The sequence below is a fragment of the Pseudomonas sediminis genome (assembly GCF_002741105.1).
Taxonomy (GTDB): Bacteria; Pseudomonadota; Gammaproteobacteria; order Pseudomonadales; family Pseudomonadaceae; genus Aquipseudomonas; species Aquipseudomonas sediminis.
This window is the reverse complement of sequence record NZ_NIQU01000005.1, coordinates 222054-239676: the sequence shown is the minus strand read 5'-3', so window position 1 is coordinate 239676 and position 17623 is coordinate 222054. Positions and strand designations below refer to the sequence as shown.

The following is a 17623-nucleotide window of genomic DNA, read 5'->3' as shown; positions in this document are numbered from 1 at the left end:
TGGTTCGGTATTACTGGATGGCCGCCGTTCGCCGCGGGGCGCGGCTCCTACAGAGGGAGCGTCGGCGGCGCATGCGCGTAGGAGCCCCGACTCGGGGCGAAGCTTTTAGGTATGGGCTCGGTATTGCTGGATGGCCGCTATTCGCTGCGGGGCGCAGTTCCTACAAGTGACGCGCTGTTTGATGGATTGGTAAAAACGAAAAAGGCGACCCGAAGGTCGCCTTTTTTGATGGATCAACCGAACTTAGTTCTGTTTTTCCATTTGAGCACGGAGCAGATCACCAATGGTGGTCGGGCCGGTGCTTTCAACGTCTTGCTTGTTACGCAGTTCCTTCATCGCGTCCTTCTCGTCTTCAACGTCTTTCGACTTGACGGACAGGCTGATGACGCGGGACTTGCGGTCAACGCTGATGATCTTGGCTTCTACTTCGTCGCCTTCTTTCAGGACGTTGCGCGCGTCTTCAACGCGGTCACGGCTGATTTCGGAGGCTTTCAGGGTAGCTTCGATCTCGTTGCCCAGGTCGATGATGGCGCCCTTGGCGTCTACTTCTTTCACAACGCCACGGACGATGGTGCCCTTGTCGTTGATGGAGACGTAGTTGCTGAACGGATCGTCTTCCAGTTGCTTGATGCCCAGGGAGATGCGCTCGCGCTCCGGGTCAACCGACAGGATGACGGTTTCCAGCTCGTCGCCCTTCTTGAAGCGACGCACGGCTTCTTCGCCGGCTTCGTTCCAGGAGATGTCGGACAGGTGAACCAGGCCGTCGATGCCGCCGTCCAGACCAATGAAGATACCGAAATCGGTGATCGACTTGATGGTGCCGGAGATCTTGTCACCTTTGTTGAACTGACCGGAGAAGTCTTCCCATGGGTTGGTCTTGCACTGCTTGATACCCAGGGAGATACGACGACGCTCTTCGTCGATGTCCAGAACCATGACTTCCACTTCGTCGCCGACGTTAACGACTTTCGACGGGTGGATGTTCTTGTTGGTCCAGTCCATTTCGGAAACGTGTACCAGGCCTTCCACGCCCTCTTCCAGCTCGGCGAAGCAGCCGTAGTCGGTGAGGTTGGTAACACGGGCAACAACGCGGGTGTTTTCCGGGTAACGAGCCTTGATGGCAACCCATGGGTCTTCGCCCAGTTGCTTCAGGCCCAGGGATACGCGGTTACGCTCGCGATCGTACTTCAGAACCTTGACGTCGATCTCGTCGCCAACGTTGACGATCTCGGACGGGTGCTTGATGCGCTTCCAAGCCATGTCGGTGATGTGCAGCAGGCCATCTACGCCGCCCAGGTCAACGAACGCACCGTAGTCGGTGAGGTTCTTGACGATACCTTTGACTTGCTGGCCTTCCTGCAGGGATTCCAGCAGAGCTTCGCGCTCGGCGCTGTTCTCGGCTTCCAGGACGCTGCGACGGGAAACGACAACGTTGTTGCGCTTCTGGTCCAGTTTGATGACCTTGAATTCCAGCTCTTTGCCTTCCAGGTGAGTGGTATCACGCACCGGACGGACGTCAACCAGGGAACCCGGCAGGAACGCGCGGATGCCGTTGACGTCAACGGTGAAGCCGCCTTTGACCTTACCGTTGATAACGCCCTTGACCACTTCTTCAGCGTTGAACGCAGCTTCCAGAACCAGCCAGGATTCAGCGCGCTTGGCTTTCTCGCGGGACAGCTTGGTTTCACCGAAGCCATCTTCAACCGCGTCCAGCGCAACGTGGACTTCGTCACCGACCTTGATGGTCAGCTCGCCTTGTTCGTTGAAGAACTGGTCGAGCGGGATGACGCCCTCGGACTTCAGACCTGCGTGAACGGTAACCCAGTCACCGTCGATGTCGACCACGATACCGGTGATGATGGCGCCCGGCTGCATGTCGAGGGATTTCAGGCTTTCTTCAAATAGTTCTGCAAAGCTTTCGCTCATGTTGATTCCTGTTGATCAAGGGCGGGGATTCGCCCAAACCACATTCCAGACCATGTGGGTTCGTTCATATGAAAAGAGGCCTACGGGACAAGGACTGGTCTCCCGTATGCCTCCTTGCGGACCCTTCGATTTAAAGCAACCGAGAGCCCTTACCCGGCGAGATCGCGATCGGCGACCTCGCTCAGAATTCGTTCAAGCACTTGCTCGATGGAAAGTTCGGTGGAATCCAGCACGATTGCGTCGGCTGCCGGCTTGAGCGGAGCCACCGCGCGCTGAGTATCGCGCTCGTCGCGCGCCCGTATCTCGTCGAGAAGACTCGCGAGATTAACATCATCGCCTTTGGCCTTCAACTGCAAGTAGCGGCGACGGGCACGCTCCTCGGCGCTGGCGGTCAGGAAAATCTTCAGCGGCGCGTCGGCGAATACCACAGTGCCCATGTCGCGACCATCAGCCACCAGGCCCGGCATCTCCTGAAATGCGCGCTGACGCTGCAGCAGTGCTTCGCGCACGGCAGGCAGCGAGGCGACCATCGAAGCACCCGCACCGATCTGTTCATTACGGATGGCGTCGGTCACCTCCTCGCCTTCGAGGATGATGCGCTTGTCGATGAACTGTACATCCAGATGCGCAGCCAGCTGCTTGAGCGACTCTTCGTTGGTCAGATCGATACCATGGTTACCGGCAGCAAAAGCCAGCAGGCGATAGAGCGCACCGGAGTCGAGCAGATTCCAGCCCAGCTGCTTGGCCAGCAAAGAGCAGAGCGTGCCCTTGCCCGACCCGCTCGGCCCGTCGACGGTGATTACCGGGGCGCTCATGCGTTGCCCTCTACAGCCACATTGATACCGACTTCAGCCGCCAGGGCGAGGAAGTTGGGGAAGGAAGTGGCGACGTTGGCGCAGTCATGGATGCGGATCGGCGCACTGGCGCGCAGTGAGGCAACGCTGAAGGACATGGCGATACGGTGATCGCCATGCGCCCAGACTTCACCACCACCAATGGTGCCGCCGTCGATGATGATGCCATCCGGAGTCGGCTCTGCCTTGACGCCCAGCGCGATCAGGCCGTCGGCCATGACCTGGATGCGGTCGGATTCTTTCACCCGCAGCTCTTCGGCGCCGCGCAACACGGTACGGCCTTCAGCGCAGGCAGCAGCGACGAACAGTACCGGGAATTCATCGATGGCCAGCGGTACCAGGTCTTCCGGGATATCGATGCCTTTCAGCTTGGCCGCACGCACGCGAATGTCCGCCACCGGTTCGCCGCCAACTTCACGCTGGTTTTCCAGGGTGATGTCGCCACCCATAAGCTTGAGGATATCGATCACGCCGGTACGGGTCGGGTTGATGCCGACGTGCTCCAGCACCAGCTCGGAGCCTTCAGCGATGCTGGCAGCGACCAGGAAGAAAGCAGCCGAGGAAATATCCGCCGGCACTTCGATGCGCGTGGCGGTCAGCTTGTGGCCGGACTCGACGCTGGCAGTACTGCCCTCGACGCTGACCGGGTAGCCGAAGCCGCGCAGCATGCGCTCGGTGTGGTCACGAGTAGGCGCCGGCTCGGTCACCGAGGTGCTACCCGCAGCGTACAAGCCAGCCAGCAGCAGGCAAGACTTGACCTGGGCACTGGCCATGGGCATTTCGTAGGCCATGCCGGTGAGGCGCTGGCCACCCTTGATGGTCAGCGGCGGACGACCTTCCGGACCGGTCTCGATGACTGCACCCATCTCACGCAGCGGCTTGGCCACGCGATTCATCGGGCGTTTGGACAGCGAAGCATCACCGGTCAGCGTGGTATCGAACGGCTGCGCAGCCAGCAGGCCGGAAAGCAGGCGCATGGAGGTGCCAGAGTTGCCCATGTACAGCGGGCCGGCTGGCGCTTTCAGACCATGCAAACCGACACCATGGATGGTAACGCGGCCGTGGTGCGGGCCTTCGATGACCACGCCCATGTCGCGGAACGCCTGCAGCGTGGCCAAGGCATCTTCGCCTTCGAGGAAGCCTTCGACCTCGGTGGTGCCTTCAGCCAGCGAACCCAGCATGATCGAGCGGTGCGAAATGGACTTGTCACCGGGGACGCGGATACGTCCAGACAGGCTGCTACCGGGTTTTGCCAGGAAAATCAGATCAGTCGAGTGCATAGCGTCCACATAGGCCCTGCGGGCCAGAATTTTACTGAAATGTTCGCGGGCCACGCGGGCGCGGGTGAACACGCCCAGCAGTTGATGCCCATCCCCAGCGTCGACCGCGTCGCGCAAGGCGTCCAGGTCGTCGCGAAACGTATCCAATGTGCGCAGCACGGCCTCGCGGTTGGCGAGGAAGATATCGTGCCACATCACCGGATCACTGCCGGCGATCCGCGTGAAGTCGCGGAAACCGCCAGCGGCATAGCGGAAAATTTCCAGGTTCTCGCTGCGCTTGGCCAGCGAGTCAACCAGGGTAAAGGCCAGCAGATGCGGCAGGTGGCTGGTGGCGGCAAGCACCTGGTCGTGGTGCTCGACCTCCATCGCCTCGACATCCGCCCCCAGCTCGCGCCATAGCCCTTCGACCAGCGCCAGAGCCGCCTCATCACTGTATTCGCACGGAGTGAGAATGACCTTGTGACGGCGGAACAGCTCGGCGTTGGCAGCCTCCACCCCACTCTGCTCGGACCCTGCAATGGGGTGGCCGGGCACCAGACGCACTGCCTTTCCAGCAAACGCCAGGCGCGCCGCGCGCACGACATTGCCCTTGGCGCTACCGACGTCGGTCAGCACGGTATTGCCAAGATCCAGCGCAGCCAGTTGAGCAAGCACCTTCTCCATGGCCAGGATAGGCACTGCCAACTGAATGACCTCGGCCCCCTGACAGGCGGCAGCCAGATCGCTCTCACAACGATCGACCACGCCTAACTGTACCGCCAAGCGACGCGATTCTGCATCCAGATCGACACCCACCACTTCCCGGCACAGACCACGTTCACGCAGGCCCTTGGCGAAGGAGCCACCGATCAGGCCAAGGCCGACCACTACCAGGCGGCCGATCTTAGGGGTAATCGATTGCACTGCAGTGACAGTCACGCCGACAGCACCTTGGCCAGGGCCTCGAGGAAGCGTGCGTTCTCTTGCGGTAGGCCGATGGAGACACGCAGGAAATTCGGCATGCGGTAACCAGCCATCGGTCGCACAATCACCCCTTCACGCAGCAGCGCCTGGTTGATCGCAGCGGTGTCGCGACCAAAATCGACGGCGATGAAGTTAGCCTTGGAGGCAATCCAGCTCAGCCCCAGAGCCCGCAAACCCTCTTCCAGCTGCTGCATGCCGGCATCGTTTAGACGACGGCTTTCAGCCAGGTAGTCGGCATCGGTCAGCGCCGCACAGGCAGCTGCCAGCGCGAGGCTGTTAACGTTGAACGGCTGGCGCACGCGGTTGAGTACGTCGGCGATAGCCGGCGAGCTGATGGCATAGCCGACGCGCAGCGAGGCCAGACCGTAGGCCTTGGAGAAGGTGCGCGAGACCAGCAGGTTCGGGTAGCGCGCCAGGTAATCAAGGCCGTCCGGCAACTCGTCGCCTTCGGCGTATTCGATATAGGCTTCGTCCAGCACCACCAGCACCGACTCCGGCACCTTGGCCAGGAAGGTTTCCAGCGCGTCCGGGCCAAACCAGGTACCGGTCGGGTTGTTGGGGTTGGCGATGAAGACGACGCGAGTATTGCCATCGATGGCGGCAAGCATGGCCTGCAAATCGTGACCGTAATCCTTGGCCGGCACGATCTTGCCCTGTGCGCCGACTGCCTGCGTGGCAATGGGATAAACCGCGAAAGCGTAGTCACTGAACACGGCGTTGAGGCCAGGCGCCAGGTAGGCGCGAGCAACCAGCTCAAGGATATCGTTGGAGCCATTACCCAGCGTCACCTGCGCAGCGTCGACACCGTAACGGGCAGCCAGCGCAGTCTTGAGGGTGAAGCCATTGCCATCCGGGTAGCGGGTCAGCTCGTCCAGTTCGGCGCGAATCGCTGCCAGCACTTTGGTGCTGGGGCCGAGCGGGTTTTCGTTGCTGGCCAGCTTGACGATACCGGCCGGGTCGAGACCCAGCTCACGGGCCAGCTCATCGACCGGCTTGCCGGGTACGTACGGAGACAGCTTTTGCACCCCTGGCTGGGCCAGGGTCAGGAAATCGCAACTCATTACAAAACCTCATTGTCTCGACCGAGCGCCACAGGCTTCGCAGGAGCAACTTCAATCGCGAACATCGCGGCTAAAGCCGCTCCTACAGGGACGCGGTTTACAGTACCGCCTTCGGATAAGAACCCAGCACCTTCAGCGCCACCGCTTCCTGAGCGAGCTTCTCCAGCACACCCTTGACCAATGGATCGCGATGGTGACCGACGAAATCGATGAAGAACACGTAGGTCCACTTGCCGCTGCGCGACGGGCGGGTCTCGATGCGAGTCAGGTCGATACCGTTGTTATGGAACGGCACCAGCAGCTCGTGCAGCGCACCCGGCTTGTTGCGCATCGAGACGATGATCGAGGTCTTGTCATCACCGGTCGGCGGCACTTCCTGACTGCCGATGATAAGGAAACGCGTGGAGTTGTCCGGGCGATCCTCGATCTTTTCCGCCAGCTTGGTCAGGCCATACAGGTTGGCCGCCATGTCGCCGGCGATGGCCGCACTGTTCCACTCGCTCTTCACTCGCTTGGCCGCGTCAGCGTTGCTGGAAACAGCAACTCGCTCGACGTTCGGGTAGTGCGCGTCCAGCCACTTGCGGCACTGCGCCAGAGACTGGGCATGGGAATAGATGCGGGTGATCTTGTCGGTCTGAGTGGTCTCGCCCACCAGCAGGTGGTGGTGAATGCGCAGCTCCACCTCGCCACAGATGACCATGTCATGCTCGAGGAAGCTATCGAGGGTATGGTTGATCGCGCCTTCGGTGGAGTTTTCCACCGGCACCACACCAAAGTTGACAGCGCCAGCGGCTACTTCGCGAAACACCTCGTCAATGGCCGCCATCGGAACGCTGATCACCGCATGACCGAAGTGCTTCATCGCTGCGGCCTGACTGAAGGTACCTTCAGGGCCGAGGTAGGCGACTTTCAGCGGATTTTCCAACGCCAGGCAGGAGGACATGATCTCGCGGAACAGCCGCGCCATTTCCTCGTTACCGAGCGGCCCCTGGTTGCGCGCCATCACGCGCTTGAGCACCTGAGCCTCGCGTTCAGGACGATAGAAGACCGGCGATTCGCCTTCCTTCAGCTCTTTCATCTTCACGCGGGCGACTTCTTCGGCGCAACGCGCGCGATCGCTGATCAGCTCGAGAATGCGCTCGTCGAGGTTGTCGATGCGTACGCGCAGCGCTTGCAGTTCCTGCTCGGACATATCAGGCGTGCTCCTTCTCGAACTCGGCCATGTAGGCCACCAGCGCCTCGACCGCATCCATACCTACGGCGTTGTAGATGGAGGCGCGCATGCCACCGACCGAGCGATGGCCCTTGAGGTTGAGTAGGCCGCGCTCATCGGCGCCGGCCAGGAAGGCCTTGTCCAGTTTCTCGTCAGCCAGGCGGAACGGTACGTTCATCCAGGAACGCGCGTTATGGGCGATGGGGTTGCTGTAGAAATCGCTGTCGTCGATGGCCTTGTACAGCAGGTCCTTCTTGGCGCGGTTGATGCGCTCCATGGCCTCGACGCCGCCCTGCTCCTTCAGCCACTGGAAGACCAGGCCGGAGAGGTACCAGGAATAGGTCGCCGGGGTGTTGTACATCGAGCCGTTGTCGGCGGAGATCTTGTAGTCGAGCATGGTCGGGCAGCTGGAACGGGCGCGACCGAGCAGGTCTTCACGGACGATCACCACCACCAGGCCGCTCGGGCCGATGTTCTTCTGCGCACCGGCGTAGATCAGGCCGAACTGCGAAACATCCAGCGAACGCGAGAGGATGTCCGAGGACATGTCGGCGACCAACGGGGTATCGCCGGTCTGCGGCACCCAGTCGAACTGCAGACCACCGATGGTCTCGTTGCTGCAGTAATGCACGTAGGCAGCGCCCTTCGACAGCTGCCAGTCGTTCTGACCGGGAATGGCGAAATAGTCGTGCGCCTTGGCACTGGCGGCGACGTTGATGGCACCGTAACGACGCGCTTCTTCGATGGCTTTCTTCGACCAGATGCCGGTTTCGACGTAATCCGCCACGCCGTCTTCCGGCAGCAGATTCAGCGGAATCTCGGCGAACTGCTGACTGGCACCACCCTGCAGGAACAACACCTTGTAGTCACTGGGCACAGCGAGCAGATCACGCAGGTCCTGCTCGGCCTGGCTGGCGATGGCCACGTACTCGTCGCTGCGATGGCTCATCTCCATCACCGAGAGGCCCTTGCCTTGCCAGTCGAGCATCTCGGCCTGGGCGCGTTGCAGTACAGCGGTCGGCAGCGCGGCCGGGCCGGCGCAGAAGTTAAAAGCTCGCTTGCTCACGTCTGTCTCTCTCAGATTCACAGAACGCCACCACCAGGCGATGGCATGTCCACACTGCTTACCGTGTCTGTGGGAGGGGCTTTTAAAGCCCCTCCTACAGAGCCCGACTTCACTCTTCGCTACCTTCCTCGGCGTCGGCGACTGGTGCTTCGACGCTTTCGGCGACTTCAGCGCCCTCTTCGCCTTCGACCAGATCGTCCTCTTCCACCGCAGTCGGCTCCTGCACACGCTCCAGGCCTACCAGGGTCTCGTCCTTGGCCAGCTTGATCAGGGTCACGCCCTGAGTGTTACGGCCAGAGCTGGAGACTTCGTCGACACGGGTCCGCACCAGGGTGCCCTGATCGGAAATCAGCATGATTTCCTCGCCGTCCTGCACCTGGATGGCGCCGACCAGCTTGCCGTTACGCTCGCTGGTGACCATGGCGATAACGCCCTGGCCGCCACGACCGCGACGCGGGAATTTGCCAAGACCGGTGCGCTTGCCGAAGCCGCGCTCGGAGGCGGTGAGGATCTGCGCACCAGACTCTGGAATCAGCATGGAAATCAGTTGCTGATCTTTGGCCAGGCGCATGCCACGCACGCCACGAGCAGTACGACCCATGGTACGCACCTTGCTCTCGGCGAAACGCAGCACCTTGCCAGCGTCGGAGAACAGCATGACTTCCTTGGCGCCGTCGGTGATGGCGGCAGCAATAAGGGTATCGCCCTCTTCCAGCTTCAGGGCAATCAGACCGGCGCTACGCGGACGGCTGAACTGCACCAGCGGGGTCTTCTTCACGGTACCGAAGGCGGTGGCCATGAAGATGAAGGCGCCGGTCGGCTCGGCGACCAGTTCAGGGGTTTCGCCCTCGACTTCTTCGACTTCCTCGGCCTCGACCACCTCGGTGGCTTCGCCCTCGATCACCACGCCTTCATCATCAAGATCGTCGTCTGCGCCGGCGCTCTGCTGCAGCGCCTCGAGGTCGATTTGCAACATCGCGGTGATGCGCTCGCCCTCGTCCAACGGCAGCAGGTTGACCAGCGGACGACCACGCGCAGCACGCGAGGCCTCGGGGATTTCGAAGGTACGCAACCAGTACACCTTACCCTTGCTGGAGAACAGCAGCAGGGTCGCGTGGCTGTTGGCGACCAGCAGGTGTTCGACGTAGTCCTCGTCCTTAACGCCAGTGGCCGATTTGCCCTTGCCACCGCGACGCTGCGCCTCGTAGGCCGCCAGCGGCTGGCTCTTGGCGTAGCCGCCGTGGGAGATGGTGACAACGCGCTCTTCTTCGGTGATCAGATCGGCAATGGTCAGGTCCAGACGCGAGGCGACGATCTCGGTACGACGGGCATCACCGAACTCGGCCTTGACCTTCTCCAGCTCCTCGCGGATGACTTCCATCAAGCGCTCGGGGTTGGTCAGGATGCGGATCAGCTCGCCGATCAGGTTGAGAATTTCCTGGTACTCGGCCAGCAGCTTCTCGTGCTCCAGGCCGGTTAGACGGTGCAGACGCAATTCGAGGATGGCCTGAGCCTGCTCCGGCGACAGGTAGTACTTGCCGTCGCGTAAACCGTATTGCGCATCCAACCCTTCCGGGCGGCAGGAGTCGGCGCCCGCGCGCTCGACCATGGCTTCCACCGCACTGGATTCCCAGGCGGTGGCGATCAGGCGCTCCTTGGCTTCGGCCGGCGTCGGCGAGGCCTTGATCAGCTCGATCACCGGATCGATGTTCGACAGCGCTACCGCCTGGCCTTCGAGGATGTGGCCGCGCTCACGCGCCTTGCGCAACTCGTAGACGGTACGGCGGGTCACCACTTCACGGCGGTGACGGATGAACACCTCAAGCATGTCCTTGAGGTTCATGATCTTCGGCTGACCGTCGACCAGCGCCACGACGTTGATGCCGAACACGCTCTGCATCTGGGTCTGGGCGTACAGGTTGTTCAGCACCACGTCCGGCACTTCACCACGACGCAGTTCGATCACTACGCGCATACCGTCCTTGTCGGACTCGTCACGCAGCTCGGTGATGCCTTCGATCTTCTTCTCTTTGACCAGCTCGGCGATCTTCTCGATCAGACGCGCCTTGTTCAGCTGGTACGGCAGCTCGGTGACCACCAGCTGCTGGCGACCGCCGACCTTGTCGATATCCTCGACCTCGACGCGAGCGCGGATATAAATGCGCCCACGGCCGGTACGATAGGCCTCGATGATGCCGGCACGGCCGTTGATGATGCCCGCAGTGGGAAAATCAGGGCCGGGGATGTACTGCATCAGGTCATCGACGGTCAGCTCGGCGTTGTCCATCAGCGCCAGGCAGCCGTCGATCACCTCGGTGAGGTTGTGCGGCGGGATGTTGGTGGCCATGCCCACGGCGATACCGGACGAGCCGTTGACCAGCAGGTTCGGCACCTTGGTCGGCATGACAGCAGGGATCTGCTCGGTGCCGTCGTAGTTGGGCACCCAGTCGACAGTTTCCTTTTCCAGGTCGGCCAGCAGCTCGTGGGCCAGTTTGGTCATGCGCACTTCGGTGTATCGCATGGCCGCGGCGTTGTCGCCGTCCACCGAACCGAAGTTGCCCTGACCGTCGACCAGCAGGTAGCGCAGAGAGAAGTCCTGCGCCATACGTACGATGGTGTCGTACACCGCGGTGTCGCCGTGCGGGTGGTATTTACCGATCACGTCACCGACCACACGGGCGGATTTCTTGTAGGGCTTGTTCCAGTCGTTGCCCAGCTCGCTCATGGCGTAGAGCACACGACGGTGTACCGGCTTCAAGCCATCGCGCGCATCCGGCAGCGCACGCCCGACGATCACGCTCATCGCGTAGTCGAGGTAGGACTGTTTCAGCTCGTCTTCGATATTGACCGGGAGGATTTCTTTGGCCAGTTCGCCCATGAGAAGCCTGGTTCCTTTTTCTGGTGAAACTCCGCGCCATTCTTCCTGAACGCCATGGAGCTCGTCGCGATAGCCTCAGGCCATCAGCGACTCACGACAAATCAACGAGTTATGTCACGATTCGATGCAGTGAAGGAGGCTGCAGTCAGCCCCCTTGAAAACTGCCGGAGATTACCACAAAGCGTGCTACACACCTACCCCGCGACGGCGCGCGCATGGCAGGTTCAATGCAGGCGCTTGCGGCACATCAACTGCGCCAGCTTGGCGCTATCTGGACGTTCGATCACGCCCTTCTCGGTCACGATGTAGTCAACCAGATCAGCCGGCGTCACATCGAACACAGGATTGACGGCATGCACATCGGCCGCGACCCGATGCCCCGCCACCTCCAGCAACTCAAGACCATCGCGCTCTTCGAGCAGGATGTCCTCGCCACTTTCCAGATTCATATCGATGGTCGAACTCGGCGCCACCACCATCAGCCGCACGCCGTGGTGCATGGCGTTGACCGCCAGCTGATAAGTACCGATCTTGTTGGCCACATCACCGTTGGCGGAGATGCGATCAGCGCCGACGATGACCCAGGTGATGCCCTTGGTCTTCATCAGGTGAGCCGCCGCTGCATCGGCATTGAGCGTGACCGGTACGCCGTCACCCGCCAATTCCCAGGCCGTCAGTCGCGCGCCCTGCAGCCAGGGGCGGGTTTCATCGACATAGACCTGCTCGACCAAACCTTCCAGATACGCCGCACGGATCACCCCGAGCGCGGTGCCAAAGCCGCCGGTTGCCAGGGCACCGGCATTGCAGTGCGTCAGCAGCACCTGCGGATTGCCCTGATGCTTGCGAATCAGCTCCATGCCCAACTGCGCCATGGTCAGGTTGGCCTCACGGTCGCTGAGGTGAATCCCCACCGCCTCAGCCTCCAGTAGCGCCAGGATGTCGTCGCCATCCTTGAGTCTTGCCAGGCGTTCACGCATGCGCTGCAGAGCCCAGAACAGGTTTACCGCAGTCGGGCGCGAGCGCTCGAGATAGGCAAAATCGGCCTCCAACGCCTCACGCCAGTCACCACCGTCTTGTAGACGAGCACGGACACCCAGCACCAGCCCATAGGCAGCAGCGATGCCAATAGCCGGCGCACCACGCACCACCATGTCGCGAATCGCATCGGCCACCTCGGCGGCAGAGTCGAAACGCAGCCAGGTCTGCTGATGCGGCAGCAGGCGCTGATCGAGCAGGTGCAACGCACCATCGCGCCACTCGATTGCCTGAACCTTCTCCACCGCCAGCAATTGCTCGCGCATCGCGCACTCCATCTGTCACCGCCAAAAAATCGCGGATTATACGCAGACCGACCAAGACCAGCCGAACAATCCTGCTCGCCCTCACGACTTCAAGCCAGGTGCGTTCATCTATACACTGGCGACCTTCCTTGCATCGATCAAGCCAGACGGACAACCCCCCATGCCCGAAGCCCCTCTCGACCTGCTGCTCCTGCCCACCTGGCTGGTGCCCGTTGAGCCGGCCGGCGTGGTGCTACGCGACCATGGCCTGGGCATTCGCGACGGGCAGATCGCACTGATCGCGCCACGTGCCGAGGCGCTGCGCCACCCGGCAACGGAAGTGCGAGAGCTGCCGCAATGCCTGCTCGCCCCAGGCCTGATCAACGCCCACGGCCACGCCGCGATGACGCTTTTGCGCGGCATTGCCGATGACCTGCCGCTGATGACCTGGCTGCACGAGCATATCTGGCCTGCCGAAGGAAAGTGGGTCGACGAGGATTTCGTCCGCGACGGCACCGATCTGGCTATCGCAGAACAGATCAAGGGGGGCATCAGTTGCTTCTCCGACATGTACTTCTACCCGCAGACCGCCGCCGAACGCGTGCACAACGCCGGCATGCGCGCGCAGATCACCGTTCCCGTGCTGGACTTCCCGGTACCCGGCGCACTCAATGCCGCCGAAGCCCTACGCACGGGCCTGCAACTGTTCGATGACCTAAAGCAGCACCCACGCATCCGCATCGCTTTCGGCCCCCACGCGCCCTACACGGTCAGCGACGACAAGCTGGAACAGATTCGCGTACTGGCTGACGAGCTGGATGCCGGCATTCATATGCACGTGCACGAAACCGCCCAGGAAGTGGCCGAAGCCGTCGCCAAGCACGGCGAACGCCCACTGGCCCGCCTGGCCCGCCTCGGCCTGCTCGGCCCGCGTTTCCAGGCCGTGCACATGACGCAGATCGATGACGAGGATCTGGCACTGCTGGTGGAGCACAATTGCAGCATCGTGCACTGCCCTGAATCCAACCTCAAACTGGCCAGCGGCTTCTGCCCGGTCGAGCGCCTGTGGCAGGCTGGCGTCAACGTCGCCATCGGCACCGATGGCGCCGCCAGCAACAACGACCTCGACCTGCTCGGCGAAACCCGTACCGCCGCCCTGCTGGCCAAGGCCGTCGCCGGCTCCGCTACCGCCCTGAACGCTCACAGCGCCTTGCGCATGGCTACCTTGAATGGCGCGCGCGCAATGGGACTGGAAACACAGACCGGTTCGCTGGAACTGGGCAAGCTGGCCGACGTGGTCGCGTTCGACCTTTCCGGCCTGGCCCAGCAACCGATCTACGACCCGGTATCGCAGCTCATCTACGCCAGCGGCCGCGACTGCGTGAAGCATTTGTGGGTTGGCGGCAAGCAGTTGCTGGAAGACGGCCGCCTGACGCGCATGGACGAAAGCGAGCTGATCGCCAAGGCCAGGGAATGGGGAGCCAGAATTGCCCAAAGGTCGCCGGATGCCGCCTGAGAATAATGCAATCGCCCCGGATTGCATCCGGGCTACGCTCACGGAACAACTGCGACAAACTGACATACATTGAACGAATCTGCGCTGCCCCACGCCCGTTCTTAAACTGGCAACATAGCGGCGATACTCTTTCCATGCTTTGAATAGAGATGCTTATGAGCAACGTCGACCGCGCCGAAATCGCCAAATTCGAGGCCCTGGCACACCGCTGGTGGGACCGCGAGAGCGAGTTCAAACCCCTGCACGACATCAACCCACTGCGGGTCAACTGGATCGACGAGCGCGTCGGCCTAGCCGGCAAACGCGTTCTCGACGTCGGCTGCGGCGGCGGCATTCTCAGTGAGGCCATGGCCCAGCGCGGCGCCACGGTGACGGGCATCGACATGGGCGAAGCGCCGCTGTCGGTCGCCAGGTTGCACCAACTGGAATCCGGCGTGGAGGTCGACTACAGGCAGATCACCGCGGAAGCCCTGGCCGAGGAAATGCCAGGCCAGTTCGACGTCGTCACCTGCCTGGAGATGCTCGAGCACGTACCCGATCCGTCCTCGGTCATCCGCGCCTGCTACACGCTGGTCAAGCCGGGCGGCCAAGTGTTTTTCTCCACCATCAACCGCAACCCCAAGGCGTACCTGTTCGCGGTGATCGGCGCCGAATACATCCTGCGCCTGCTGCCGCGCGGCACCCACGACTTCAAGAAATTCATCCGCCCCTCCGAGCTCGGCGCCTGGAGCCGCGCAGCCGGGCTGGAGGTCAAGGACATCATCGGTCTGACCTACAACCCGCTGACCAAACACTACAAGCTGGAAGCTGACGTCGACGTCAACTACATGATCCAGACGCTGCGCAAGGAGTAGAACGCATGCGTTTGAAAGCAGTTCTTTTCGACATGGACGGCACCCTGCTCGATTCGGCGCCGGACTTCATCGCCATCACCCAGGCCATGCGTGCCGCCCGCGGCCTGCCGCCACTGGCAGACAAAGCCATTCGTGACCAGGTATCCGGCGGCGCTCGCGCCATGGTCGCCTGCGCTTTCGATGAAGCCCCGGACTCGGCCGCCTTCGAAGCCCTGCGCCAGGAGTTTCTGGAGCGTTACCAGCAACACTGCGCCGTCCTCACCCGCCCGTTCGACGGCATCGAAGCCCTGCTCGACGACATCGAGCAGGCGCGTCTGCTGTGGGGCGTCGCCACCAACAAGCCGGTGCGCTACGCCGAACCGATCATGCAGGGTCTGAACCTGGCCCAGCGCTCGGCAGTGCTGGTTTGCCCCGACCACGTCGAGCAGAGCAAACCGGCGCCGGACATGCTGCTGCTCGCCTGCCAGCAGATGGGAGTCAAACCCGAGGAAGTGCTGTTCATCGGCGACGACGCCCGTGACATCGAATCCGGCCGCGCCGCTGGCTGCCGCACCGCAGCAGTGACCTATGGCTACATTCACCCCGAAGACAACCCGCGCAACTGGGGCGCCGATGTGGTCGTGGATCACCCTCAGGAGCTGCGCGCAGTACTCGATCGCGCCATTTGCAGCTGTTGATCGCGCAGGCCGGGTGAAACCCGGCCACTCTGCCATTTGGCGGGCTTCACCCGCCCTCCCCTTAGAGCCCTTCGAAGGATTCTCACATGTTCGACTACACCGCCCGCCCAGACCTGCTCAAGGATCGCATCATCCTGATCACCGGTGCCGGCCGCGGTATCGGCGCCGCAGCCGCCAAGAGCTTCGCCGCCCATGGCGCCACGGTGCTGCTGCTGGGCAAGACCGAAGCCAATCTGAGCCAGGTTTACGACGAAATCGAGGCTGCCGGTCATCCACAACCAGTGGTGATTCCCTTCAATCTGGAAACTGCCCTGCCGCATCAGTACGACGAACTGTCGGTGATGATCGAGAACGAATTCGGCCGCCTCGATGGCCTGTTGCACAACGCCTCGATCCTCGGCCCGCGCACGCCGCTGGAACAGCTCTCCGGCGACAACTTCATGCGTGTCATGCACGTAAACGTCAACGCCATGTTCATGCTCAGCAGCACCCTGCTGCCACTGCTCAAACTGTCGGAGGATGCCTCCGTCGCCTTCACCTCCAGCAGCGTCGGGCGCAAGGGCCGCGCGTATTGGGGTGCCTACGCAGTATCGAAATTCGCCACCGAAGGCCTGATGCAGGTCATGGCTGACGAGCTGGACGGCATCGCCAACGTGCGTGCCAACAGCATCAACCCCGGTGCGACCCGCACAGCCATGCGCGCCCAGGCCTACCCCGGGGAAAACCCGGCGACCCGTCCCCTGCCGGAAGAGATCATGCCGCTCTACCTCTACCTGATGGGCCCGGACAGCAAGGGCGTCAACGGCCAGGCCTTCGACGCTCAGTGATTACCTGCCATGGCTCACTGCCTATCAGTGGGCCATGGCACGACAAAAATCCGCCGCTATCACTGCCAGGCGGCAGCACATTGCCAGCACCACCGTCAGGCAACCGGCAATCCCTTGCCGATCAGCGCTCTGAAAAACATCTAAGTGACTGACTTCACAAGACTTTAATCCCGAAAGAACCACCTGGCACGAAATTCGCTCTAACCCTCTCGTCGCACCATCGCGCCAGAGGTTCAGCTCCATGGTTCCCCCCAGCCAGTCCAACACCATCGATTTCGATGCCGCCAAGCTGCAGCGTCTCGGCTTTACCGGCAGTCGCAACCTGCCGCTCAAGCCCGCCAGCCTGGTAGAGCTGCGTCACCAATTGAGCCTGCAACTGCAGACCAGCTTGGACGCGGAGCGAATCCTCAATCTGTTCTTCCGCGAAGTGCAGCGCCTGGTGCCGCTCGATGCATTGGCTTTCCAGCATCCGTCGCACGACCTGCGCCTCGAGCTGGGCGAGCGCGCGCCTCACTCGGCAGGCTATCGCCTGAGTCATGAGGGGGAATACCTGGGCGAGCTGATTTTCCGCCGCAAGCAGCGTTTCTCCGAAGAGGAGCTGATTCAGCTGGAGTCGTTGCTGGCCAGCCTGCTGTTCCCACTGCGCAATGCCCTGCTCTACCGCACTGCTCTGCAAAGTGCGCTGCGCGACCCACTGACCGACACTGGCAACCGCATCGCCATGGACCAGGTGCTGCAGCGCGAGGTGGATCTGGCCCGCCGCAACCTGCAACCGTTGTCACTGCTGATGCTCGATATCGACCACTTCAAGAGCATCAATGACAACCACGGCCATGCGCTTGGCGATGAAGTGCTGAAAGCAGTCGCCCAGACCCTGAAGAACCAGCTGCGCAACATCGACATGGTGTTTCGCTACGGCGGCGAGGAGTTTCTGGTGATTCTCTCCGGCACCAACCGCGAAGGTGCTGCGCTGGTAGGCGAGCGCCTGCGCTTTGCGGTGATGGAGCTGCAATGCCTGGATGCCGGCCGCCACATCGACGTATCCATCAGCCTGGGCTGTTCCAGCCTGCTGCCGGGTGAGTCAGGCGAAAGCCTGCTGCGCCGTGCTGACAACGCGTTGTTCGTGGCTAAGCGCGAAGGCCGCAACCGCCTGTCCATGGCCGGTTGAGAGATTGCCCGCCTAATTCGGGAATGCTCTGAATACAATGGTTCACGCTGCCTTTCGGAC

At 61.9% G+C, this 17623-nt stretch carries 13 protein-coding genes; 5 read left to right on the top strand and 8 right to left on the bottom strand.

The annotated features are described in order from the left end of the window. Positions 1 to 243 precede the first annotated feature (243 nt). From rpsA to mtnA, 8 genes are all read right to left on the bottom strand, one after another. Positions 244 to 1926: a 30S ribosomal protein S1 gene (gene rpsA, locus CDO35_RS14300; protein WP_099525375.1), complete on the bottom strand. Its 1683-nt coding sequence runs from the start codon at positions 1924 to 1926 to the stop codon at positions 244 to 246. A 149-nt stretch (positions 1927 to 2075) separates the two neighbouring features. Further along, positions 2076 to 2741 carry a (d)CMP kinase gene (gene cmk / locus CDO35_RS14295; RefSeq protein ID WP_099525374.1) on the bottom strand — a complete coding sequence of 222 codons (666 nt, stop codon included), beginning with the start codon at positions 2739 to 2741 and terminating at the stop codon, positions 2076 to 2078. Beyond that, positions 2738 to 4978, bottom strand: coding sequence for a bifunctional prephenate dehydrogenase/3-phosphoshikimate 1-carboxyvinyltransferase (locus CDO35_RS14290; RefSeq protein ID WP_099525373.1), 2241 nt, complete (start codon positions 4976 to 4978; stop codon positions 2738 to 2740). The genes cmk and CDO35_RS14290 overlap by 4 nt, the downstream gene beginning before the upstream one ends. Beyond that, positions 4975 to 6084 (bottom strand): histidinol-phosphate transaminase, encoded by a 1110-nt coding sequence (gene hisC, locus CDO35_RS14285; protein ID WP_099525372.1) that lies wholly within the window; start codon positions 6082 to 6084, stop codon positions 4975 to 4977. Before hisC ends, CDO35_RS14290 begins: the two co-directional genes overlap by 4 nt. A gap of 97 nt (positions 6085 to 6181) precedes the next feature. Further along, entirely contained in the window at positions 6182 to 7276 is a 1095-nt protein-coding gene (gene pheA, locus CDO35_RS14280) for a prephenate dehydratase (protein WP_099525371.1), read from the bottom strand. A gap of 1 nt (position 7277) precedes the next feature. Then, positions 7278 to 8363 (bottom strand): 3-phosphoserine/phosphohydroxythreonine transaminase, encoded by a 1086-nt coding sequence (serC, locus tag CDO35_RS14275; protein ID WP_099525370.1) that lies wholly within the window; start codon positions 8361 to 8363, stop codon positions 7278 to 7280. A 109-nt stretch (positions 8364 to 8472) separates the two neighbouring features. Further along, positions 8473 to 11241: a DNA gyrase subunit A gene (gene gyrA, locus CDO35_RS14270; protein WP_099525369.1), complete on the bottom strand. Its 2769-nt coding sequence runs from the start codon at positions 11239 to 11241 to the stop codon at positions 8473 to 8475. Between the two features lie 224 nt (positions 11242 to 11465). Next, a complete protein-coding gene (mtnA, locus tag CDO35_RS14265; RefSeq protein WP_099525368.1) occupies positions 11466 to 12542 on the bottom strand; it encodes an S-methyl-5-thioribose-1-phosphate isomerase in 1077 nt (358 codons plus the stop codon). A gap of 160 nt (positions 12543 to 12702) precedes the next feature. Here mtnA and CDO35_RS14260 point away from each other — a divergent pair, with 160 nt between their 5' ends. The 5 genes from CDO35_RS14260 (at position 12703) to CDO35_RS14240 (ending at position 17563) form a co-directional block, all read left to right on the top strand. Further along, positions 12703 to 14037 carry a TRZ/ATZ family hydrolase gene (locus CDO35_RS14260; RefSeq protein WP_099525367.1) on the top strand — a complete coding sequence of 445 codons (1335 nt, stop codon included), beginning with the start codon at positions 12703 to 12705 and terminating at the stop codon, positions 14035 to 14037. Between the two features lie 155 nt (positions 14038 to 14192). Then, positions 14193 to 14891, top strand: a complete 699-nt coding sequence (gene ubiG, locus CDO35_RS14255; protein WP_099525366.1) for a bifunctional 2-polyprenyl-6-hydroxyphenol methylase/3-demethylubiquinol 3-O-methyltransferase UbiG — start codon at positions 14193 to 14195, stop codon at positions 14889 to 14891. A 5-nt stretch (positions 14892 to 14896) separates the two neighbouring features. Then, entirely contained in the window at positions 14897 to 15568 is a 672-nt protein-coding gene (gene mupP / locus CDO35_RS14250; protein ID WP_099525365.1) for an N-acetylmuramic acid 6-phosphate phosphatase MupP, read from the top strand. Between the two features lie 86 nt (positions 15569 to 15654). Beyond that, positions 15655 to 16395 (top strand): YciK family oxidoreductase, encoded by a 741-nt coding sequence (locus CDO35_RS14245; protein ID WP_099525364.1) that lies wholly within the window; start codon positions 15655 to 15657, stop codon positions 16393 to 16395. A gap of 241 nt (positions 16396 to 16636) precedes the next feature. Next, entirely contained in the window at positions 16637 to 17563 is a 927-nt protein-coding gene (locus CDO35_RS14240) for a GGDEF domain-containing protein (RefSeq protein ID WP_092374727.1), read from the top strand. The last annotated feature ends 60 nt before the right edge of the window (positions 17564 to 17623 follow it).